This window comes from Streptomyces sp. NPDC104307, from assembly GCF_055584045.1.
In genome coordinates this window covers 1-20,488 of record NZ_JBVJMU010000013.1, presented here as the reverse complement: position 1 = coordinate 20,488, position 20,488 = coordinate 1, and the positions used below count along the sequence as shown (strand labels likewise).

General features: G+C 68.9%; 23 protein-coding genes. 17 read left to right on the top strand and 6 right to left on the bottom strand.

The genetic code is table 11. The features are described from left to right. Positions 1-104: 104 nt before the first annotated feature. Positions 105-746: a TetR/AcrR family transcriptional regulator gene (locus tag ACZ601_RS27395; protein ID WP_469542748.1), complete on the bottom strand. Its 642-nt coding sequence runs from the start codon at positions 744-746 to the stop codon at positions 105-107. Positions 747-925: 179 nt separating this feature from the next. On the opposite strand from ACZ601_RS27395, the gene ACZ601_RS27390 reads away from it, so the two are divergent. From ACZ601_RS27390 to ACZ601_RS27365, 6 genes are all read left to right on the top strand, one after another. After that, entirely contained in the window at positions 926-2,407 is a 1,482-nt protein-coding gene (locus ACZ601_RS27390) for an APC family permease (RefSeq protein ID WP_440578260.1), read from the top strand. Further along, positions 2,407-3,576 carry a zinc-binding dehydrogenase gene (locus ACZ601_RS27385; protein ID WP_469542744.1) on the top strand — a complete coding sequence of 390 codons (1,170 nt, stop codon included), beginning with the start codon at positions 2,407-2,409 and terminating at the stop codon, positions 3,574-3,576. The genes ACZ601_RS27390 and ACZ601_RS27385 overlap by 1 nt, the downstream gene beginning before the upstream one ends. A 178-nt stretch (positions 3,577-3,754) precedes the next feature. After that, positions 3,755-5,089 carry an NAD-dependent succinate-semialdehyde dehydrogenase gene (locus ACZ601_RS27380; protein WP_469542741.1) on the top strand — a complete coding sequence of 445 codons (1,335 nt, stop codon included), beginning with the start codon at positions 3,755-3,757 and terminating at the stop codon, positions 5,087-5,089. Positions 5,090-5,265: 176 nt separating this feature from the next. Continuing rightward, a complete protein-coding gene (locus tag ACZ601_RS27375; protein ID WP_469542738.1) occupies positions 5,266-6,054 on the top strand; it encodes a hypothetical protein in 789 nt (262 codons plus the stop codon). Between the two features lie 27 nt (positions 6,055-6,081). Then, complete coding sequence (locus ACZ601_RS27370; RefSeq protein WP_469542735.1) at positions 6,082-7,236, top strand: sensor histidine kinase; 1,155 nt, start codon at positions 6,082-6,084, stop codon at positions 7,234-7,236. Then, positions 7,233-7,925, top strand: a complete 693-nt coding sequence (locus ACZ601_RS27365; protein ID WP_469542732.1) for a response regulator — start codon at positions 7,233-7,235, stop codon at positions 7,923-7,925. Before ACZ601_RS27370 ends, ACZ601_RS27365 begins: the two co-directional genes overlap by 4 nt. Before the next feature lie 92 nt (positions 7,926-8,017). Here the strand turns inward: ACZ601_RS27365 and ACZ601_RS27360 are convergent, their stop codons facing one another. Both ACZ601_RS27360 and ACZ601_RS27355 read right to left on the bottom strand, forming a co-directional pair. Next, a complete protein-coding gene (locus tag ACZ601_RS27360; RefSeq protein ID WP_469542729.1) occupies positions 8,018-8,149 on the bottom strand; it encodes a hypothetical protein in 132 nt (43 codons plus the stop codon). Positions 8,150-8,820: 671 nt separating this feature from the next. Continuing rightward, positions 8,821-9,366: a flavoprotein gene (locus ACZ601_RS27355; RefSeq protein WP_469542727.1), complete on the bottom strand. Its 546-nt coding sequence runs from the start codon at positions 9,364-9,366 to the stop codon at positions 8,821-8,823. A gap of 130 nt (positions 9,367-9,496) precedes the next feature. Here ACZ601_RS27355 and ACZ601_RS27350 point away from each other — a divergent pair, with 130 nt between their 5' ends. Both ACZ601_RS27350 and ACZ601_RS27345 read left to right on the top strand, forming a co-directional pair. Then, positions 9,497-10,675 carry a helix-turn-helix domain-containing protein gene (locus ACZ601_RS27350; RefSeq protein WP_469542724.1) on the top strand — a complete coding sequence of 393 codons (1,179 nt, stop codon included), beginning with the start codon at positions 9,497-9,499 and terminating at the stop codon, positions 10,673-10,675. Positions 10,676-10,981: 306 nt separating this feature from the next. Continuing rightward, positions 10,982-11,221 carry a DUF7848 domain-containing protein gene (locus ACZ601_RS27345; RefSeq protein ID WP_469542721.1) on the top strand — a complete coding sequence of 80 codons (240 nt, stop codon included), beginning with the start codon at positions 10,982-10,984 and terminating at the stop codon, positions 11,219-11,221. Between the two features lie 644 nt (positions 11,222-11,865). Here ACZ601_RS27345 and ACZ601_RS27340 read toward each other — a convergent pair. Continuing rightward, positions 11,866-12,930 (bottom strand): HNH endonuclease, encoded by a 1,065-nt coding sequence (locus tag ACZ601_RS27340; RefSeq protein WP_469543169.1) that lies wholly within the window; start codon positions 12,928-12,930, stop codon positions 11,866-11,868. 405 nt (positions 12,931-13,335) lie between these two features. On the opposite strand from ACZ601_RS27340, the gene ACZ601_RS27335 reads away from it, so the two are divergent. Next, entirely contained in the window at positions 13,336-14,316 is a 981-nt protein-coding gene (locus ACZ601_RS27335) for a hypothetical protein (RefSeq protein ID WP_469542718.1), read from the top strand. Positions 14,317-14,787: 471 nt separating this feature from the next. On the opposite strand, the gene ACZ601_RS27330 is transcribed toward ACZ601_RS27335, so the two are convergent. Further along, complete coding sequence (locus ACZ601_RS27330; RefSeq protein WP_469542715.1) at positions 14,788-15,351, bottom strand: GNAT family N-acetyltransferase; 564 nt, start codon at positions 15,349-15,351, stop codon at positions 14,788-14,790. Beyond that, positions 15,348-16,121 (bottom strand): GntR family transcriptional regulator, encoded by a 774-nt coding sequence (locus ACZ601_RS27325; protein WP_469542712.1) that lies wholly within the window; start codon positions 16,119-16,121, stop codon positions 15,348-15,350. The genes ACZ601_RS27330 and ACZ601_RS27325 overlap by 4 nt, the downstream gene beginning before the upstream one ends. Positions 16,122-16,278: 157 nt before the next feature. Between ACZ601_RS27325 and ACZ601_RS27320 the strand changes: the two genes are divergently transcribed. The 8 genes from ACZ601_RS27320 (at position 16,279) to ACZ601_RS27285 (ending at position 20,308) form a co-directional block, all read left to right on the top strand. After that, complete coding sequence (locus tag ACZ601_RS27320; RefSeq protein ID WP_328898328.1) at positions 16,279-16,608, top strand: SCO3933 family regulatory protein; 330 nt, start codon at positions 16,279-16,281, stop codon at positions 16,606-16,608. Positions 16,609-16,610: 2 nt separating this feature from the next. Continuing rightward, on the top strand, positions 16,611-17,960 hold the full coding sequence (locus ACZ601_RS27315) for an FtsK/SpoIIIE domain-containing protein (RefSeq protein ID WP_469542709.1): 1,350 nt from the start codon (positions 16,611-16,613) through the stop codon (positions 17,958-17,960). Between the two features lie 83 nt (positions 17,961-18,043). Next, the gene (locus ACZ601_RS27310; protein ID WP_469542706.1) at positions 18,044-18,229 is read left to right on the top strand and encodes a hypothetical protein; all 186 of its coding nucleotides are present in this window, start codon (positions 18,044-18,046) and stop codon (positions 18,227-18,229) included. A gap of 80 nt (positions 18,230-18,309) precedes the next feature. After that, positions 18,310-18,993 carry a DUF2637 domain-containing protein gene (locus ACZ601_RS27305; protein ID WP_469542704.1) on the top strand — a complete coding sequence of 228 codons (684 nt, stop codon included), beginning with the start codon at positions 18,310-18,312 and terminating at the stop codon, positions 18,991-18,993. A gap of 19 nt (positions 18,994-19,012) precedes the next feature. Then, positions 19,013-19,198 carry a hypothetical protein gene (locus tag ACZ601_RS27300; protein WP_469542701.1) on the top strand — a complete coding sequence of 62 codons (186 nt, stop codon included), beginning with the start codon at positions 19,013-19,015 and terminating at the stop codon, positions 19,196-19,198. 2 nt (positions 19,199-19,200) lie between these two features. Further along, positions 19,201-19,389 carry a mobile element transfer protein gene (locus tag ACZ601_RS27295; RefSeq protein WP_469542699.1) on the top strand — a complete coding sequence of 63 codons (189 nt, stop codon included), beginning with the start codon at positions 19,201-19,203 and terminating at the stop codon, positions 19,387-19,389. 14 nt (positions 19,390-19,403) lie between these two features. After that, on the top strand, positions 19,404-19,748 hold the full coding sequence (locus ACZ601_RS27290) for a SpdD protein (RefSeq protein ID WP_469542697.1): 345 nt from the start codon (positions 19,404-19,406) through the stop codon (positions 19,746-19,748). A gap of 5 nt (positions 19,749-19,753) precedes the next feature. Then, positions 19,754-20,308: a GGDEF domain-containing protein gene (locus tag ACZ601_RS27285; protein ID WP_469543166.1), complete on the top strand. Its 555-nt coding sequence runs from the start codon at positions 19,754-19,756 to the stop codon at positions 20,306-20,308. Positions 20,309-20,488: the final 180 nt, after the last annotated feature.

The window sequence follows — 20,488 nt, the reverse complement described above, 5'->3', positions numbered from 1 at the left end:
CACTGAGCCGCCACCCGTCCGCGCCCCCATTGGGCCGGGCGAGTCACGCGATGCGGCTCCGGGGTGTCTCCGGGGTGTCTCTGGGGTGTCTCTGGCGGGGCCCGTCAGGGCATGCGCAGGCCACCGGCCGGCAGGCCCAGTTCCGCTTCCGCGAGTGTGCGGCCAAGGTTGGCGAGGGGTGCCATGCGCCGGTCGGCGCTGGTGTTGATGTACGCGCTGGCTCCGTCCACGACGGCGAGGACGCGTACGGCGGCGGCCCACGGATCCTCGCAGCGGAACGCCTGCTCCCGCACGCCTCGCGTGATGATCTGTTCGATCCGGTGGCACCAGCGCAGCTCCTGGCTGACGACCTGGTCGCGCAGCACGGGACGGTAGCGGGACAGGTGCCGGGCGTTGATCCAGAGCTTGCTCACGTTGTCGAACTCGGTGTCCGAGATCAGGGTGAAGAAGCGCTGGAGGGTGCCCAGGGGGTCACCGCTCCCGGCCTCGGCGGCCGCCGCCTCGGGCAGCAGGCCATCCAGCTCCGCGGTGGTGGCGCTGGTGAACGCCTCGGCCACGAGTTCCTCGACCACGGGGAAGTAGTGGTGGATGAGTCCGGACTGCACTCCGAGGCCGTCGGCGATCCGCTGACGGGTGACGCACTCCAGGCCGTCTTCGAGCCCGACCTGCGCGGCAGCTGCCACGATCTCGCGCCGGCGTTCGGCCGCCGCTTTGCGGACTTGCCTCTCAGGACCCCTTGACGTCATGGCGAGGATGCTATTGGCTGTGCAGCCAAATAACAATTGGCTCTACAGCCAATAAATGGATCGCCGCTCGAACGGCTGCCGTCGTACCAGCCCGTAGCGGGGTGAGAACGGCAGGCCGGCGGCGGCCTCCACCGTGTGGGCGCCGCCGAACGCGCGCCAAGCAATGCCAGGAGACGAACGTGGACCACAACCGCGCCGATGCCGGTGATCTGGCGGAATACGGCTACGAACAGGAGCTCAGACGCACCCTGTCCGCGTGGGCCGTGTTCGCTCTCGGTTTCGCGACGATCTCCCCGGTGGTCGGCATCTACGCCGTCGCCCAGCTGGGATTCGTCTTCGCCGGCCCCACCTGGATCTGGGCGGTCGTCGTCGCCTTCCTGGGGCAGCTGCTGGTCGCCACGGTCTACGCCGAGCTCTCCTCGCAGTTCCCGATCACCGGCGGCGTCTACCAGTGGGTCCGCCGGCTGGGCGGGCCCCGGCTGGGCTGGCTGGTGGGCTGGATCTATCTCGCCTCGGCCATCGCCTCCCTGACCACCGTGGCCTACCTCGGTTCCAGCTGGCTGCACATGCTCTTCAGCGACGCGGAACTGTCACCGGTGACCCATGTGCTGCTCGGAGTGGTCTTCATCGCGGTGGCCCTGGGCATCAATCTGCTCGGCGTCAACCCGGTCAAGCACTTCCTCAACGCGGGCATCGTCGCCGAAGGCGTTGTCTCCATCGCCGTCAGCGTGTTCCTGCTGCTCTTCGCACGCCACCACGGCTTCAGCATCCTCTTCGACACCCTGGGCGCGGAGTCCGCCTCCGGCGGGTCCGTCGTGGCCGGGTTCGTGACGTGTCTGGCCGTGGCCGGCTGGGCCTTCCTCGGGTTCGACGCGACCACCCAGGTCGCCGAGGAGACCGAGCAGCCGAGGCGCAGCGTGCCCCGGGCTCTGCTGCGCTCCTACGTGTTCGTGGCGTTCACGGTGCTGCTGACCTCGATCGCGGTGACGTTCGCGCTGCGCCGTCCCGAGGACGCCGTCTCCGGGAAGACCGTGGACCCCGTCTTCGACGCGGTGACGCAGGGCCTGGGCAGCTGGAGCGGGAAGCCGTTCATCGTCGTCGTCCTGATCGCGTTCTTCGCCTGCGCCATCTCGATCCAGACCTACATCGGGCGGGCCGTCTACGCCTTCGCGCGGGACCGGCAGCTGCCCTGCTCCGCCCAGCTCGCCAAGGTCGGGGAGCGCCAGATCCCCTGGGTCTCGCTCACCGTGACGGCCGTCCTCGCCGGGCTCGGCCTCCTGCTCGGTCTCAACGGCAACGCGGCGGCCACGCTGATCTCCTTCGGTTCCGGTGGCTTCTACTTCATCTTCCTGGCGGTCGCACTCGTCGCGCTCTTCGCCCGCCTCCGCGGCCGCTGGAATCCGGCGGAGGGACAGTTCCGCCTGGGCCGGGCCGGTCTGGTGATCAACGTGTCCGCTGTGGTGTGGCTGCTGTTCGAGGCGGTCAACATCGCCTGGCCGCGCGCCGAACTCGCCCCGCCGTCGGGCAGCTGGGTCCAGGTGTGGGCCGTGGTCCTGGTCTTCTCCGCGCTGCTCGTCGTCGGACTGGTCTACGTCGCCGTCGCCAAACCCCACACCCGGCTCTCCCCCAACAAGTCGACCGAGGAAGTCAAGGCTCTCTGATGTCCGCGCACCTCTCCACCTCCATTGCCACCGACACCCCCACCACTGCGCCCGCCCCCGCCACCGCTCCCACTCCCACCACCGCTCCCGCCCTGGTCTACGACCCCGTCGCGGGACTGCACACCCGCGAGGTCTCCCACCGGCCCGCCGGACCGGGCGAGGTCGAGATCGACATCCGCGCTGCCGGGGTGTGCCACTCCGATCTGCACATCCTGACGGGGGACTGGCCCAGCGACCGCCCCCTCGTCATGGGCCACGAGGCCGCCGGCGTGGTCACGAGCACAGGTGACGGCGTCGGCGCGGTGCAGGCGGGCGACCACGTCGTCCTTTCCTGGTTCGCGCCCTGCCGCCGCTGCCGTAAGTGCCTGGCCGGGATGGCCTGGCTGTGCACCGGCACCCAGGCCGTGGCGAACACCCTGCCCGACGGCACGACACCGATCACCGATGCCCGGGGGGAAGAGGTCTGGCCCTTCCTGGGCCTCGGCGCGTTCACGAGCCGGGTCGTCGTGCCCGAATCAGCCGTGGTCAAGGTCCCCGACGAACTGCCGTTCGGCATCGGGGCCCTCCTGGGCTGCTCCATCTCCACCGGCATCGGCGCGGTCCTGAACACCGCAGGGGTGCGGGCCGGCGAGTCCGCGGTCGTCGTCGGCGCCGGAGGGGTGGGCCTGTCCGTGGTGATGGGGCTGCGCCTGGTGGGGGCCGATCCCATCATCGCCGTCGACCTCTCGCCCGAGCGGCTGGCCGCCGCCGAACGGTTCGGGGCGACCCACACGCTCGACGCCGCCACGACCGACGTGGCCGCCTGGTGCCAGGAGGAACTCGGCGGGGTCGACTACGCCTTCGAGGCCATCGGCAGCCCCAAGGTCATCGAGACCCTCCCGAGCATGCTTACCTCCGGCGGGGCGGCCGTACTGGTCGGCATGGCCGCCGACGGGGCGACGGGCGCGTTCAACCTCTTCGACCTCGCCGACCAGGGAAAGCGCATCCTCGGCTGCAATTACGGCTCCAGCGTCGGCGCGATCGACATCCCGAAGCTGGCCCGCCTCTACCTGGCCGGCCGGCTGCCGCTGGACGAGCTGATCGGCAAGGTGCGCCCCCTCCACGAAGCGGCTGCCGCCTTCGAGGACCTCAAGTCCGCCGTGGGGGCCCGCACCATTCTGGAACCGTAGGATTCCGCGACGCCGTCCTCGCGGCTCGCGGCTCGAACCGTAGGATTCCGCGACGCAGGCCCCGCGGCTCGAACGCAGGACTCCGCGACGCAGGCCCCGCGGCATACCAGCGAGCGAGGCCGACGCCGCGACCCAACCCCTGCAACCGCTCCCCGCCCCCACACTTCCTGGAGACCTGATGTACGCCGTCACCGACCCGTCCACCGGCACGACCACGCAGACCTACCCGACCGCCACCGACGCCGAGGTGACCGGGGCCGTCGACGCCGCCCACGCGGCCACCGCCTGGGGACGGAGCACCTCCGCGGCCGAGCGTGCCGCGCTGCTGCGCCGGCTCGGGGATCTGCACGCGGAGCACCGGGCCGAACTGGCGGCGGGCATCGTGCGCGAGATGGGCAAGCCGCTCGAAGAGGCGGAGGGCGAGATCGACTTCTGCGTCGACATCTACCACTACTACGCCGACCACGCCGAGGAGTTCCTCGCCGACGAGGAGCTCTCCGTCACCTCCGGCCCCGGTCGCGCCGTCATCCGGCGGGGCTCGGTGGGTGTCCTGCTCGGCATCATGCCGTGGAACTTCCCCGCCTACCAGGTAGCGAGGTTCGCCGCCCCGAACCTCGCCCTGGGCAACACCATCGTCCTCAAGCACGCCCCGCAGTGCCCTGCCACCGCGGCACTGCTGGAGCGGCTGGTGACCGAGGCGGGCTTCCCCGTCGGCGCGTACGTCAACGTGTACGCCACCAACGAGCAGATCGCCGACGTGATCGCGGACCCGCGTGTCCACGGCGTGTCCCTGACCGGATCGGAACGGGCCGGCGCCGCCGTCGCCGAGATCGCCGGGCGGCACCTGAAGAAGGTCGTCCTCGAACTCGGCGGCTCCGACCCGTTCATCGTGCTGTCCGCCGACGACCTCGACTCCGTCGTGGACGCCGCCGTGTCCGCCCGACTCGACAACACCGGCCAGGCCTGCAACGCGGCCAAGCGGTTCATCGTCACCTCCGGCGTCTACGACACGTTCGTCGAGAAGTTCACCGCCGCGCTCCTCGCCCGCCAGTCCGGAGCCCCCCTGTCCTCGGTCGCCGCGGCCGACACCCTGGAGCGCCAGGTGGCCGCCGCCGTCGCGGAGGGCGCGACGCTGCACACCGAGGGCGAACGCAGCGGCGCCCACTTCCCGGCCGGGGTCCTCACCGGCCTCACCACCGAGCACACCACCGCACGCCAGGAGCTGTTCGGCCCGGTCGCCATGGTCTTCCGGGCGGCCGACGAGGAGGACGCGCTGCGGATCGCCAACGACACCCCGTACGGCCTCGGCTCGTACGTCTTCACCACCGACCCCGCACAGGCCGCCCGCGTCGCTGACGGCATCGAGGCAGGCATGGTGTTCATCAACGGCGTCGGAGCCGAGGGCGCCGAACTGCCCTTCGGCGGCATCAAGCGCTCCGGCTTCGGCCGCGAGCTCGGCCGCCCGGGGATCGAGGAGTTCGTCAACAAGAAGCTCATCCGCACGGTCGCGTAGGCGGGGGCGAGCCCGGGGCCGTGACCCCGACCGGCAGCCCAGGCCGCAGCGCGACCAGGATGCCGGCGTCCGAGGCGGTCATGTCGGACGGCCCGACGGGTCATACCCAGGTCTGACCCCGCGGTTCAGCTCCTGGTCCGACGCCCTGCGAGGACGGGGCGGGCATGGTCGTCGACATGACGAACCCGACGACACCCATGGCCGCCCCGGCCACCACGATCGGCGCCCGACTGCGCGCCGCACTGCCTGTGGAGTGGCCGGAGGGGACCGGCTTCCCCGGGCGTTGGGCGGGCGGCACCGCCATGGTGCTCGGTCCGCTCCTGATGCTGGCCGGCGCGTTGTCGCGGGCCCGCTTCTCCTTCTTCTACCCCGATCAACTCGCGGCGTACGAGCGGCACCCCACCCTGATGGCCACCGCGTACAGTCTCTTCGCCGCGGGCAGTCTGCTGCTCTGGCCCGCCGTGGCCGTGCTGGCCGCGCGGATCGGGTCCCGCAGTGCCGGATGGGGACTGTGGGGCGGGGTGCTGGCCATGTTCGGACTGTTCGCCCGCGCCTTCCACGCGGGGGTGGACCATCTGGCCTTTCAGCTGGTGCGTTCCCAGGGAGTCGGGCCCGCCACCGAAGCGGTCTCCGCCGGCTACGGCGCCTTTCATGTCTTCGCCACGCTGAACCTCGCCATTCTCGCCGGGTGGACGGTCCTTGCCCTGGGCGCCTGGCGCACCCGGGTGCTCGGCCCGGTCCGCGCCGCCGCACTGGCCCTCACCTCGGCACTGCCCCTCGGGGTGCTGAAGGGAACCACCCCCGTGTCGCTGGTGGCCCTGACCGGACTGTGCGCGGCACTGGTGCCGCTGGGCGTGGCGCTGCTGCGTGAAGCGCCCCGTCCCAGCTGGGCGGCGGTGCTGCGCTGGGTGCCGCTGACCCTGGTGACGCTCGGGCTGATGGTGCTGCTGGGACAGGCCGGCTGAGTGGACGCGTACAGATACGGTCGGGTCATGAAGCCCAAGGGGCGGCGCACTCTCTACGCCCTCGACCTCAGCGCGGCCCTGGCCCTGACCACCGTGTACGTCGGCTTCGCCGGGCTGACCGCAGACGACGGCCAGCCCGCCTACACCGGACCGGTCTGGCTGGGCTGTTTGATCGCCGCCGCGGTCGGCCTGCCGATCGCCGTACGCCGCCGTTGGCCGCTCGCGGTTCTGGCCGCAGTGCTGGCCGCCCTGGCCGCGGCATCGCTGCTCGACATCACCCGTGAGCCCTACGTCGCCGCCGGGCTTGCGGCCTACCTCGTCGGACTGGCCGAGCCCGCCCGCAGCTCCGTGCTCGCGCTCGCGGTGACGCTGCCGGTGGCGTGCGGTGCCGTCTACCTCGGCGAGGCGGTGGTGACTCCCGCCGAGGACTGGCGGGGCGCCGGCGGGGTGGCCGGGCTCGTGCTCCTGGTGATCGGCGGGGCCTGGGGCGCGGGGTTCACCGTGCGCGGCCACCGGTCCGAGGCTGCCCGGGAGCAGCGGCGCCGGTCGGAACACGCCCTGGACGAGGAGCGTCTGCGGATCGCCCGTGAGCTGCACGACATCGTCTCGCACAACCTGAGCCTGATCGCAGTCAAGGCGGGTGTCGCCGGGCATGTGGCGGAGGCCGACCCACGGGAGGCGCGGGCCGCCCTCAAGGTCATAGAGGAGACAAGTCGCCGCGCGCTGGCCGAGATGCGGCGCACGCTCGGTGTGCTGCGTATCGAGGGCGCGCCTCTGGGACCCGTACCGGATCTCGACGACCTCGGCTCGCTCGCCGCACAGGCGCACCGGGCCGGGGTGGACGTCGACCTGACGGTGCACGCCACAAAGGGCCTGTCCGAGGGGATGCGGCTGACCACCTACCGGATCGTCCAGGAGGCCCTCACCAACGCGGTCCGGCACGCTGCCCCGACCCGCTGCCAGGTCACGGTCGAGGCGGACGCGCGAGAGATCCGCATCGACATCGCGGACGAGGGGCCACCGTCCGCACGTGAGCAGGCCGACCGCGAACTGTCGGGCGGACATGGGCTCTTGGGGATGCGGGAGCGGGCGATGATGTACGGCGGAAGCTGCGAGGCGGGGCCCCGGCCGGAAGGCGGCTTCGCCGTCTCCGTCCGCCTGCCGGCCGAAGGGAACCGATGACGATGAGCGACGTGACCCCGGTCCGGGTACTGATCGTCGACGACCAGGCGATGGTGCGCGGCAGCTTCCGGGTCCTCGTCGACCACACGCCCGGTATGACGGCCGTGGGCGAGGCCGCGAACGGAGCGGAGGCCGTCGAACTCGCCCGCCGCGAGAGGCCGGACGTCGTGCTGATGGACGTACGCATGCCGGGCCTCGACGGCATCGAGGCGACCCGGCAGATCTGCTCGGACCCGGCCCTGTCCGGCGTCCGCGTCCTCATCCTCACCACCTTCGACCTGGACGAGTACGTCTACGCCGCCCTGCGCGCCGGTGCCGCGGGATTCCTGCTCAAGGACACCCCGCCGACCGAGGTCCTCACCGCCATCGGAGTCGTCGCCGCGGGCGAGGCACTGCTCGCCCCCTCGGTGACCCGTCGCCTGATCGCGGAGTTCGCCCGCCGCCCCGAACCCGCGCGCCCGCCCAGCCGCTCCCTGGACGGGACCACCGACCGGGAGTTGGAGGTGCTCGGTCTGATCGCGCGGGGGCTGTCCAACACGGAGATCGCAGAGCAACTCCATCTGAGCCTCGCCACGGTCAAGACCCATATCGGGCGGCTGCTCGCCAAGCTGAGTTCGCGCGACCGCGCCCAGCTCGTGATCGTCGCCTACGAGACCGGGCTGGTGGGCGACCGCAGGCGCGGGGTGTGAGATTCACCGGACGGGCGACGGGCCTGAGCGAACCGAAGGCCCTGCCGCCCGCTGGACGACAGACCTTCGAGCCCTGTTGCCGTATTGCGCTGTCATCGCAGCGCTGCAATGACGGCGCCGACTCCGGCGAGCAGGGTGCCGATGCCGGTGAGAACGGCGGTCCACGAGGCGGTGCCGCTGATTCCCTCTCCGTTGGGCTCAGAGGGGGGAGGGATGTCACTCATGCCGTTCCTTCCTTGCCTACCTCTACGCGAGGCGTGGTGTGGCCCCGTCCTGGTCCGGCGAGACGAAAGGGGCGGGGCCCTTTTATGGCCACGGAACGTATCAGCGGCTGACCTGCGCACGAAGCGCTGGAAGCGTTATTCAGCTGTCTGCTGTGCCCACAAGTCGGGCCATTTCGGTTTGCGATCGATCTTGACGCTCAGTCGTCTGACCTGGCGTTCTCTGGACGCGGCATATGCCGCGGCATGAGCAGGGCTCCTCGGCCCACGCGCATGACCCTTGGGGGCACGCGCATGGGCTCCCCCCGACGCGCACACGCCTCCTGGTGAGCACTGGCTAAAAGGGGTAATCAGGGCAGTGATCCCAAGAGTGTTTGACTCAATACCTATGGCAGGACGTTCGCACCCACCACCTCTACCCACCACAGTACGAACGACCTTGACGCCCTGGGCCGCGACCGCTCGGCTCTGCCTGGGTCGAAGGTGGTCGGGCCCGTTGGTCCGGACGGGCCTGCCCGGCCGGGTACAGCCTCCAGCCACCGCCCGGCGACCCGGATGCGCGCTGGTCTGCCGGCGCGACGGAGCAACGACGCACCGGAACCGACGATGTCCCCGGCTGCGTACGCGCTGCTCGACCGGCGCCGCCACTGAACCACCACGCCCCCTGCTCCCGGCTACGGCCGAGGCAGGGGGCGCTTTCGTGTGTCGTCAACCGCGTCAAGGGCGAGGTGCCACGGATAGGGGACGCGGTCGCCCGACTGATTCGGCTCGAACCCACCGGGCCCGTACAGCACCGTGACCCCCATCCCTCGGAGCTCGGCCACGCTCCGGTCCAGCGCACGATGCTGGGCGTATGCGGAGTTCACACAGGGCATCGTGACGAGCGGGATCCCTTTCCCGATCGCTTCGGCCGCGAAGCCCACGACGAAGCTCGACGTGAGCCCCAGGGCCCACGAGTTCAGGCTGTTGAATGTGGCTGGTGCGAACAGGACCACGTCTGCGTGAGGCCACGCGTCCAACACTGCCGGCGCTTTGTACTCGGAGCGCACCGGATGCCCAGTCAGTTGCTCCAGCTGTTCCACCTGCGGAGCCAGCCAGCGGGCGGCCGACGGAGTGAGGCCCAGGCACACGTCGTAGCCGCGTGCCTGCACGTCCTCGATCACCGGCGCGATCTCAAGGACGGGCGGGGCGGCGGAGCCGAGCAGGTAGAGAGTCGTCATGCCACCATCCCACCCGCCGAGCCCCGGGCACGCAACCGCCCCCGAAACGGATGGAATCGGGGCGATGCAGGGTCCAGCGCGCGGGCGCGCGGGTACCGTTCCAGATGGCGAGTCAGGAACGGAGGCCGGTATGCCCACACTGGACGATGACCGCACGGGTGCCCGCATCAGAGAGCAGCGGAAACTCGCACACCTCAGCCAGCGAGAGCTGGCCGCGCGCCTCCCCTACTCCTACAGCCTGCTCAATCAGGTGGAGTGCGGAGCCCGCCCGGCCACGGACGCCTTCGTGGCCGCAGTCGCGGCAGCGCTCGGCATCGACATCGCCCACCTTCAGGGACCAACCCACGTGACGGACATGCAGCAGGGCCGCCTCACCGCCCTGATGAGCCCCATCCGCCAGGTCCTCGACCTGTACGACCTCGATCACGAGCCTTCAACCGGCATGCTGGTCACTGAGCTTGTGGCCGACGCTGACCGAATCTGCCAACAGGTCCGGGCCACGCGCCTCCGGGCGGCCGCGCGAGATCTCCCCGCAGTCATCTCCGGCCTGACGCAAGCAGCCCGCGCGGCTCCGAACATCACAACGTGGCGGGCCCTTGCCTCCACGTACCGGACCGCCCACGACATCGCCCTGAAGGTCGGATACCCCGACCTTGCGATCGTCGCCCTGGACCGGATGGGCTGGGCGGCAGAGCGCGCCTCGGATCCCTGTCTCGCTGCGATCCGCCAGTACAAGCGGGCGCTTGGCCACGCCGAGTCCGCGCAGGATCTCGGGAGGCGTCTCGTCCAGGCCGGCCATGCACTCGTCGTCGGCGAGTCGTCGCGGGAGGCTCTGGCGGTGGCCGGACAACTGCACCTCGGCGCGTCAGCTGTGGCGGCCCGAGCTGGGGACAGCAGCGCGGTGGAACAGCACATCGCTGCGGCGCGGGAGCTGGCGGGCCGCGTCGGCGGCGAGGCACGTGAGGTGCACTGGCTGTCGTTCGGCCAGATGAACGTATCCCTGCACGAGATGGGCGCCGCAATCACCATGCGGCAGTACGACGACGCGCTACGACAGGCGCGCACGATGAAACTGCCGACGGCAACGCTGACGTCCAGGCGCGCCCGGTTCCTCATCGACCGCGCGACTGTCGAGATGGAGACCGGACACACGGACGCCGCCCTGCGCCACCTCGTCGAGGCGCGTCGGGCAGCACCGGAGCAGACCCGCTACCACCCCCGCACCCGCGAGACCGTGACGGGCCTGCTCCACTCAGCCCGCCGCACCCCAGACAGCCTCGGCCACATGGCCGCCTGGATCGGGATGTAGGTCCGCTCACGTGCTCACAGATCTGTGAGCGTTGAGCACTCTTTCGCCCTGCACGCTCGTTGCACCAAGCCGCCGACGAGCCGGGGACGCTATGACCATGAAGGCCTTACCACCAGCCAGCATGTTGACGGAGCAGCAACAGCGGGGGTGGCGCTGTGTCTGGTGCGACTACCCTCTCGCGGCCGGGCTGGACGTAGACCTGGGCGAGCAGCGTGCACGGCCGGCCGACGGAGCTGCGTACTCCTGGTTCCCCCGGGCCTGCGCGGACACGGAGACGTGCTCGACCCGGACCGCGGAGGCCCGACGATGACCCGGTCGATCATGCGGTTCGTGGACTGGACGATCGGCGCTCCCCGCGGCGAGGCGCCGAAAACCACCATCGTGGTCCGCTGCCTAGCCCCCAGATGTGCCGAGGCGTCCGAGCCGAGCGCCTCGCACATCGACCCGGACCTGTGGGCACTGAAGCACGCGGGCCGGACCCATCACACCGAGCACGAAGAGGTCGCCCGCTGCCGCCTCGTCGCCACCCCGAAGGAGGCCCGGTGATCTGCGACCGCTGCGACCAGCTGATACGGCCGGACGAGGCCGAGCACATCTACATCGACGCAGCCTCTGGCGCCGGGACCACGGTCTGCGTTCACAGGGTGCTGTGCGCCAAGTCGCGGGCTCACCCCCATTCGTATCCGCAGCGCCCGTCCCGCTGATCTCCCGCTCGTACCCGAGGCCGACGGCGGCCGGGGTGCGGGCGGGCCTACACCCACCACGAGATCGCGCAGCAAACGTGCCGGGCATGCAAGGGCGCCACCCTCGCCCCCGGCACACGGCGGGCCCTCGCTTAGGCGGGGGCCGCCACCTTTCGTTTTGGGCTCCACTGCGAAGACGCGTAGATCCACTGGGGAGTTTTTGGGGAGCCAGGTCACGCGCTCAGTGCGTGGCAGTACGTCTGAGACCGTTCAAGGAACGGGAGCTCACGAAGAAGGGCCAGGTCGGGCATCTGCCCTGGCCTGGCCCTTTCCCAGATATGTGCTGGTGGAGACTGTGCCCCCGGCAGGATTCGAACCTGCGACACCCGCTTTAGGAGTTCGGCCGGAGGCGGTTGAGCACTCTGGCGGGACCGGCCGCGGCTGCCGTCCAAGGTTCTCCGGAGCTGCCGGTGTACACCGACGTTGATGTCGGCAGTGGATGTCAGCTCAGGGGTTCGGCATCTGCTCGTCGGCCGCCCTACGGGGGCGCGTCAACGTCGTCGCGGCGCGCCTGTCGTTTGCATGCTTCTGCTCTATTGAGGCTCGCAGATCCTCAGGGGTCGGCCATGGCGCACGCCGGTGGATCATGCGGTGACAGTTGGCGCAGATGAGGGCGAGATCGCTGAGCTTGGTGCGGCCTTCTCCTGCGATGTGAAGCGGAAGCACGTGGTGGCACTCGATGTACCCGGCACCGCGGTCCCCGTAGACCTTCTCGAAGTCAAAGCCGCACGCCTCGCAAGCGAGCTGCCCGCCACGCTGGAGGACAGAAGCGATCTTCTTCTTGCGCAGGCTCTTGTTCCGTTCACGCGCCCGGTGTCGCCGCATGAGCAGTCGCCCCTCCGGCGCGCTGAAGTCGTCGTCGAACTCCTCGTCCTCAGTCGGTGCGAAGGACTGCAATTCGCCGGTCGCGATGCCCTGACGGATAAGCCGCGCGGCCTCGGTCATCTCCTGGGGCCGGGCAAGGAACTCGTGCAACACAGCGACATCCAGCGCGCCGCCGTTTGTGGGCTTCCCCCGGTAGTCCGGGTGGCGAGTGGCGATGTCGAACGTCTTGCGCGCGACGCCGTTGGAGTTGCGGAACTTCTCGTTGCGGTCCGCCTCCGCGTGGATGGGAAGCAACTGGAGGAGGGCAGACAGCTCCACCACCCGGCCGTCCTCCGCGTCCAGCCCCTTCCAACCGTTCTCCATCACTAGGTGGCAGGCAAGGATGATCTCGTCGCGAGCCCAGTCCGGGTTCTTGATGGCCTTGACCTGGAAGCCAACCCGCTTGAGCCACGCCGCGGCATGATCCTTGCCGCCGCTGAACTCGTCCCGCGTGAGGGCCCGCCCCTGATCCCACTTGTGGGCCACCCCGGCAACGGCCTTGGAGTCGTACTCCTGGCCCTCATGAACCAGGACGTACGACCGCGCCTCCCCGAAGCCGTACTTCGCCAGGAAGGCTTCACGCCCCAATTGGTCATGCTCCGCCAGGACCTTGAGCACGGACTCTCGCGTGATCGCTCCTCTTCGCATAGGAGGATCGTAGGGCCGGGCACTGACAACACCCTCGGCGTCCGACAGGTGCATCGTCGTGGCGTACGGCATCTTCGTCTGGAAGCGACAGCATGGCGCACCGCGCCACGATCAAGGGCCTTTGCAGCCGCCGAGCCGACCACGAACCCCTGCTCGATCAGTAGCCGAAGAAGTGAGACGTTCCTTCTCCGACGTGCGGTTACACCTCCGATCAGTGCCATGACCTGCGGTTGACCGGTCAGTGGTTGTGAACAGTGGTCATCGTTTAGCGCCTTCACACGGCCCCGAGACGGCCCAGAGAGGTACCTCTCGTAGCACTGCCGGTGCCTTCACCGCCAGTTAGACACATGCTGTCAGTGTTGACCGGTAGGCTTCAGCCTCCAACGAATGCACCGTGGGTGGTATATGCGAAAGTATGGCGTTGAGATCGGCCTTAGCATCGTCGTTTCGCCAATGATTATGGGCCGTCAGCGTGATCTCGAAAAATCCGACGTCCCCAGAGATCCACCTTGCCACATTTATATCGTCACCCAAGCTCCTCGGGTATCGATCCTGCCTGATGATGTAACAATCGAGGATGGGGTGATCTCCGGTAGAGCGCGGCGGCAGATTGAAAGTGACTACGAGTATTTCGATTTCCAGATGTCCTATCAACTCAGCAACGGGGTTGAAGAGCTGTCCTGGATCTCCGAATACCCATACGAAGACTTCTCGCTGGCAGCTAGTGATAGTGGGGAAGTGCTGGTCTCTGGAAGTGCATCGATACTGGTTTCGCAGCTAGATACTGACGCCTCCTGGCGTGTCCAGGACGTTCTCTACGTCGGGCAGGCCTTCGGTAGTTCGGGAGAAAGACAGGCGTTCGACAGACTACGGAAGCATGACACTCTCCAGAGGATCTACTCCGAGCAGAGGCCGGATCGGGAGATTTGGTTGTCGCTCTGCGCCATCACCGATGTTGCGACCCTCTCAACAATGCACCCCACCGACGCAGGAAGTGTTACCGACGAGGAGGATAAAGATCACGCTCTCAGGGTCTATCAGCGCGTCATACAGAACGAGCATTTCAATGGCCATGAGGGTGTCGCACTGGCAGAAGCCGGTCTTATTCGATACTTCCAGCCTAAGTACAACAAAATCTTCCGAGACAATTTTCCTGACCCGAAACACGTTTCGCTATCTGAGTGCCTGGACCTTGAACTGAATACGATCGTCATCGAGCTTCACGGAATAAATATTCAGACCTCGTACAAATCGCCCACGGTTGAAGCCGGTGAGCTGCATTTCCCCCAGTACCCGCTGTTCGAGGCGGAGGGGAGAACTTCGCTATTCGATTTCTGGAGCGAGTTCAATGGTCATGCCTCAAAGGGTGATCCGGATAGGGCTTGATGCGCGTCGGGTCAACGGTACGCACTATCGCCAACCCACCACTCGCCCCGGCTCCCATCCCGTCCGCCTTCGACCCACACGTCGTGGAGCGGTCGTGGTTCAGGGCGTCAAGGTGGAGCGCGCCACTGTACGAACGACCTTGACGCCCTGGGCCGCGACTGCTCGGCTCCGCCTGGGTCGAAGGTGGTCGGGATGGGAGCCCCACGACGCTCACCACGAATCCGCCGGCACTCGCGAACGGCGCCCCTCCCATCCCGGAGTCTGAGCGCCCCCGCCGGAGGCATGTCCTTGAGCCGCGGGCTTGGTTCTCGCCTCATGCCCCTCGGGCCTATCCACTGCGGGCGCGCGTCGGCGGCGGCAGCGCCGAGCGGGCCGAAGGCAGGAGCGCGGGCGCAGCCAGAGCCGGGAAGCGCGCCCGGCGGAGCGGAGCGCAGCCGGGTGCCTTGATGAGGTAGAGAAACCTGTAACAGCTCAGCTGCCAATGGGCTTGGGGCTAGGCGTCTGGTCCTCGAACCCGTGCTGGGCGGGGGAAGCGGGACGCTGGGCAATCCAGCCTGAGACGCGTGGGCCGCCGTTGATGGCGCCGCCTCCCCGGACAGTCCGAACGTGCTCGAAGCCATGGCGCAGGTAGTAGCGCTGAAGTGCAGCGTTGTTGGTCCACGCGTCAAGGCGGAGCCACATGGCTGACGATTGGTAGGCGCGATCTCCCGCCCAATCGAGGAGCCTGCCTCCAAGATCCTTTCCCGCGTAGTTGCGAGACACCGTCAGCTTGTTGACGAAGATGGACGCCTCCCCCAACTCCTCGGGCGTCCACAACCCTTCTTCCGCCTCGGGCGTGAGAGTGATGGTCCCAGCGGTCCGGCTGCCGTCGCGAAGCATGAAGACGGTGCCAGCCTCGATGGTCAACAACAGGCGATCGGCAGGGTATGGCCGGCTCCACTGGTCGCTGCCAAGTTCGCTGATCCAGGATGCGGCTTCTTCCCGGAACGCCAGAAGCTGGTCCAGGTCGCCCGGTACTGCGGTTGTGATCTTCACTGGGTGTCGTTCTCGCTTCGGGCGGACAGGTCGCCGATCTCGTAGTTCATCCGGTTCAGGTCGCCGCGGAACGTCGTGATCGTGCAGCGAATGGGGCGCTCGGGGGAGTAGCCGGTTCGGGTCCAGAGCAGGACCGGGACACCCGCTCCTATGTCCAGAAGCCGGGCCTCCTCTGGCGTAGGCATCCGGGTGGCGACTTCGTCGGCGTATCCGACCTGCTCGATGCCGTGGCTCGTGAGGTAGCGGGTCGTTCCCTCGGCGATATCCCCCGGTTCAGTCAGGCGGGGAGCCGTCTCTACCAACCAATCGGGGTAGTGAGTGGCCTGGGTGGACCATGGGACATCGTCAACGAACCGATGGCAGAACCTGAGGACGGCTCGGGATCCGGTGTCGACCCTCAGGCGCTGGGCCACGTACTCGGGGGCGGTGGTGAGCTCGACACGAAAGGTCTGGTGCGGCCTGCGGCCGGCGTTCGTCACGTCCGTCGAATAGGCGTCGCCCGTCTGCGGGAAGGTCAGGTTCTCGAATCGGGAGGCGTTGAGCTCGAATACCTCATGCTTACGAACCTCGTAGCCAAGTCCCTGGCTTGACGTGATCAAGCCCTCGCTGACCAGCAGGCTTAGGCCCGATCGGACAGTGTTTCTGGACGCTTCGAACCGTGTCGAAAGTTCGCTCTCTGAGGGGAGACGCGCGCCGGGTCCGTAGGCGCCGCTGTCGATCTCGCGACGCAATGCGTCGGCCACCTGTCGGTACTTCGGCTGCTTGCTCATGGCCCCATCATGACGCACTCGGTCAACTTGTTGGTACATGTGCGGCCGAAGTGCTTGACGCCCCAACCTCGGTGATGCAATCTCTAGGTATCAGCTTGTACCAACAAGTTGAGCAAGTGGTCCAAGAGGCTTGGGCTGTATGACCGAGGAGACTGCTATGCCGTCGTTCAAGATCGATGTTTCGACCGCTGTCGTGTTCGTTGCGACGCCTCCGACTCCGAAGCTCGTGAGCAAGCAGACCGGCGAGATCGCGATGGACCGGGAGACCGGTGCCCCGCTGGCCACGGTGGGCCTGCTGATCTCGGACGACGGGGAGGGCAACCTCTACCAGGTGACCGTCCCGAGCACGGGTGTCCCCGAGAGCCTGACCCCGGGAACGCCGGTCACGGTGATCGGCCTCAAGGCCCGGGACTGGGAGAACACCTTCAACGGGCAGACCCGGCACGGGATCAGCTTCCGCGCGGTGGCCATCACGGCGGGTGCCTGATCATGCCGGACCTGTCCATGATGATCGAGACGGCCGGGGCCTTATCGGCTGCCGGCGGCCTCGGATACGCAAAGGCTCGCGCACCTCGCGTGTTCTGGTCGCTGGTGGGTCTGCCGATCGCCCGGGTCCGGTTCGCGGCCACGTACCGCTCGACGATGGATGTGTGCGGGCTGACGGTTCAGCCGTCCCGCCTGCGGGCGTTCATGGTCCGCAACGTGGGGCGCCGGCAGGATGTGCAGCCGGTTCCGCCGAGTGTGCGCCGGGTTCGTGGTTCCTCGACCGGGATGCGGGCAACGCTGCGTCTCCCGGCCGGCCTGGAGCCTGCGGATGTGGCTGTGGCCTCGGAGCGGTTGCGGCACGCCTGGGGTGTCCACTCCGTCCACGTGGTGGAGGTCAGGCCCGGCTTCGTCGAACTCCGCATGACCGGGTACGACGTGCTGCGCCGGGTGAAGATGCCGCGCCGACTGCCCCGCAAGCTGACGGGATCGCTGGTGGTGCCGGTGGCGTTGCGGGAGGACGGAACGGCGTTCGTTCGGGACTACAAGAAGATCCCGCACGGCCTGATCCTGGGTGCGAATCAGTCGGGCAAGTCGATGTATCAGCGCAACCTGATCACGAGACTGGCGAAGCTGCCGGTGGGCCTGGTCGGGATCGACTGCAAGCGCGGTGTCGAACAGCGCGGCTACGCACCCCGCCTCTCCGCCCTGGCCACCACCCCGGATGAAGCCTCCAGCCTCCTGGAAGTCCTCGTCCGCGAGATGGAAGAGCGCTTCGACACCCTCAGCGCCCACGGGGTCTCCGACCTGTGGGACCTGCCCGTCAAGGTGCGACCGGTGCCGCTTGTGGTCCTGGTGGATGAGGTCGCGGAACTGTTCCTGGCCGCGGCGAAAAAGGATGAGGAACGCCGGGACCGGATGGTGATGCATCTGGTGCGGCTCGCGCAGATGGCCCGCGCGGTCGGCATCTATCTGGAGATCTGCGGGCAGCGCTTCGGCTCCGAGCTCGGCAAGGGCGCCACCATGCTCCGCGCCCAGCTCACCGGCCGTGTGGTGCACCGCGTCAACGACAAACAGACCGCCGACATGGGCCTGGGCGATATCGCCCCGGACGCGGTCTTCGCCGTGACCACGATTGCCCCGGACCGTCCCGGTGTGGCGGTGGCCGGCGACTCCTCCGGCGGCTGGTCGCGTATCCGCACCCCCGAACTGAGCGCCGCCGACGCCGTGGCGATCTGCCGCGAGTACGCACACATGACCCCGGACATCGAGGTGCTGGCCCCGTTCCGCCCGGTCGTCCTCACCACCCCGGCCCCGGCTGCGCCGCTGGTCAAGCCGGTCCCGGTCACCGAGTAACACCCCCTGCTTCCCGGTTGGCGTGACCGTCTCGCGCCTGGTCCCTACCCCGCCCATGCCCGGAACCGGAAGGAACCACCGCCATGGCCACCACGAAACGGACCACCACCAAGCCCCCGCCCGCGGCCGAGACCGACGACTGCAAGCCCTGTGGGGGGACCGGAAACGTCCCGACCACAGTCCGCGTCGGTCGCAAGCGTCGCCCGGTCGGCCAGCAGGACGGGCTCTGCCTCAACTGCCTCGGCACCGGTACCGACCCGGACGCCTGACCCCTTCGCCCCGGGTACTGGGCGGTGACCACCACATCCCGCCCGGCCCCGGCACCAAACCAGATTGGAGGTGAACCCCGATGTCCCGCACCATCCGCCCGGACGCCGTACTGATCCAGGCTGTCATCGCCGGCGCCCTGTCCTTCTCGCATCTGCATGACCTGGCCGAAGCTGCCGGGCAAGACGGCTGGAAGGCCTGGGCCTACCCGATCAGCGTCGATCTGCTGCTCGTCGCCGCCTGGCGCCGGATGCGCACGACCGCTGACACCGGCCCGGCCTGGGTCTGGTTCGTCATCGCCCTCACCGCATCCCTGGGCGCGAACATCGCGACCGCCGGAATGCTCAACCTGGGTGACGTGCCGCCGTGGCTGCGCATCCTCGTCGCGGGCTGGCCTGCTCTGGCCTTCCTCGGCGGAACACTCCTCGCCCATGCCCCCGCCGCGGCACCGGCCGAGCCCGAACAGGTTCCGGTCGCTGCACCGTTGACTGCTCCGGAGCCTGAGCCGGTCCCGGACGTCACGGTCGAGCGGGTTGCCGACCCGGCCCCCGAACTGCCGCTCGCCCCGGCCCCGGTACCCAATCCGGCCCCGGCTCCCTCGGCTGTCCCGGCGGTATCGGTTCCTCCGGCGCTGCTGGATCACGCTCGGAAGGTTGCTGACACCCACCACGCCACGACCGGGACCCGGATCGATACCGCGACCTTGCGCGCCCGGCTTGGTGTTCCCGCACCGCTGGCCGCCGCGATCACCGCCCAACTCGCCTGATCAGAAAGGAACTCAGCTCATGGCCTTGTTCAACTTCAACCGTCCCGCGGACTACATCGACGCCGCTCGGGAGATGGCCGACTCCGGCCGCCCCACGCTCGCCCGGCTCCTTGCCGAGGAGGCTGCCGACCGGACCACCGACCCGACCGAAGCGGCCCGCATCCGCGCCGAGTTCCCCGGCAACAGCCTCCGTCAGGAGGGCTGATCATGCCGCGCCCGAACCGCTTCACCGACGTGATCCGTATCGGCCCCGTCCAGGTCGGCACGCATTACGACGGCCGCGGCCGCACCAAGCACACCACCGCGTGCACCGCCCCCGGCTGCAACTTCTCCGCCGATTACCACGGCCGGGCCGCCGCCGAACTCGCCGCCCGTACCCACCGCTGCAACCCCTGACAGGAGGCTCACCCGTGTTCACCCCGAAATACCCGGCACCCGACACCGCACCCACCCCGGACACCTCCCTCGTCCGCCCGCTCACCGGCCTCATCCACCCGCCGGCCTGCACCTGCCACCACACCCCCGCCGCCCCCGCTGCGGCCCCGGCACCGGCGCCTGCTCCGGCCGCCAGGTCCGCGGTGCAGCTCACCCCCGGAACCCTCGTCGTCGCCATCGCCGGCGGAACCGCCGTGGTCCTGGTCGTGGGCGCGGTCCTGGTCTCCATGCTCCTCGCGACCGCCATCACCGCCGTATCCGTCGCCGTCTGCACCGTCGTCCTGCGCTCGCTCCTCAACAGCCAGCACAAGGGCCGGTGAACGTCGTGGAGCTGCCCGTCATCGCCGCAGCATTACCCGCCTTCGGCTGGGCCCTGCACAGCAGCCTGCTCACCCGCCGCCTCTCCACCGCTCGGCGCGACCCGCTGACCGGCCTGCACACCCGGGCCGGCTGGACGACGCGCGCCGAACGCATCGCCACCCGCTCGCCCCGGGCTATGGCCCTGCTCGTGGACCTGGACGACTTCAAGGCCATCAACGACACCCACGGCCACCCGGCCGGCGACACGGTTATCACGGCCACCGCCGCTCGACTGGCCGCATGGGTGTCCGGGCACGGCATCGCAGCCCGGCTCGGGGGCGACGAATTCGCCGCCATCATCACCGACCCGGCCCACACCCCCGGCGCCACCGCTCTGCACGAAGCCCTGCACCAACCGGTCAACCACCGCGGGCGACTGATCCCCGTCGCCGCCTCGGTCGGCATCTGCCACCTGGCCGACTTGCCCGCACACACCCTCACCGACGCACTGTCCGCCGCCGACACCGCCATGTACGCGGTCAAGGGCCGCAGCCGACGCACCAACACCCCGCGCCCTTGACAGCCCCCGGGGCGGCCTCGGTCGCCAAACTTCCGCCGCCCCGGGCGCCTCAACACCTTCCAGATCACGCAGACCCGAAAGGGAGATCCCATCATGCACCAGCACACCCTGCCCCGGCCGATCTGCGGCCACTGCGACGGCTTCCCCACCGTCGCCATCACCACCGGCCAGACCACCCCG

Bases quoted from the DNA above. Each gene is read 5' to 3' on its own strand.
- ACZ601_RS27395 (WP_469542748.1), bottom strand. From the start codon at position 746: ATGACGTCAAGGGGTCCTGAGAGGCAAGTCCGCAAAGCGGCGGCCGAA.
- ACZ601_RS27385 (WP_469542744.1), top strand. From the start codon at position 2,407: ATGTCCGCGCACCTCTCCACCTCCATTGCCACCGACACCCCCACCACT.
- ACZ601_RS27380 (WP_469542741.1), top strand. From the start codon at position 3,755: ATGTACGCCGTCACCGACCCGTCCACCGGCACGACCACGCAGACCTAC.
- ACZ601_RS27375 (WP_469542738.1), top strand. From the start codon at position 5,266: ATGACGAACCCGACGACACCCATGGCCGCCCCGGCCACCACGATCGGC.
- ACZ601_RS27370 (WP_469542735.1), top strand. From the start codon at position 6,082: ATGAAGCCCAAGGGGCGGCGCACTCTCTACGCCCTCGACCTCAGCGCG.
- ACZ601_RS27365 (WP_469542732.1), top strand. From the start codon at position 7,233: ATGACGATGAGCGACGTGACCCCGGTCCGGGTACTGATCGTCGACGAC.
- ACZ601_RS27360 (WP_469542729.1), bottom strand. From the start codon at position 8,149: ATGAGTGACATCCCTCCCCCCTCTGAGCCCAACGGAGAGGGAATCAGC.
- ACZ601_RS27355 (WP_469542727.1), bottom strand. From the start codon at position 9,366: ATGACGACTCTCTACCTGCTCGGCTCCGCCGCCCCGCCCGTCCTTGAG.
- ACZ601_RS27350 (WP_469542724.1), top strand. From the start codon at position 9,497: ATGCCCACACTGGACGATGACCGCACGGGTGCCCGCATCAGAGAGCAG.
- ACZ601_RS27345 (WP_469542721.1), top strand. From the start codon at position 10,982: ATGACCCGGTCGATCATGCGGTTCGTGGACTGGACGATCGGCGCTCCC.
- ACZ601_RS27340 (WP_469543169.1), bottom strand. From the start codon at position 12,930: ATGCGAAGAGGAGCGATCACGCGAGAGTCCGTGCTCAAGGTCCTGGCG.
- ACZ601_RS27335 (WP_469542718.1), top strand. From the start codon at position 13,336: ATGCGAAAGTATGGCGTTGAGATCGGCCTTAGCATCGTCGTTTCGCCA.
- ACZ601_RS27325 (WP_469542712.1), bottom strand. From the start codon at position 16,121: ATGAGCAAGCAGCCGAAGTACCGACAGGTGGCCGACGCATTGCGTCGC.
- ACZ601_RS27320 (WP_328898328.1), top strand. From the start codon at position 16,279: ATGCCGTCGTTCAAGATCGATGTTTCGACCGCTGTCGTGTTCGTTGCG.
- ACZ601_RS27315 (WP_469542709.1), top strand. From the start codon at position 16,611: ATGCCGGACCTGTCCATGATGATCGAGACGGCCGGGGCCTTATCGGCT.
- ACZ601_RS27310 (WP_469542706.1), top strand. From the start codon at position 18,044: ATGGCCACCACGAAACGGACCACCACCAAGCCCCCGCCCGCGGCCGAG.
- ACZ601_RS27305 (WP_469542704.1), top strand. From the start codon at position 18,310: ATGTCCCGCACCATCCGCCCGGACGCCGTACTGATCCAGGCTGTCATC.
- ACZ601_RS27300 (WP_469542701.1), top strand. From the start codon at position 19,013: ATGGCCTTGTTCAACTTCAACCGTCCCGCGGACTACATCGACGCCGCT.
- ACZ601_RS27295 (WP_469542699.1), top strand. From the start codon at position 19,201: ATGCCGCGCCCGAACCGCTTCACCGACGTGATCCGTATCGGCCCCGTC.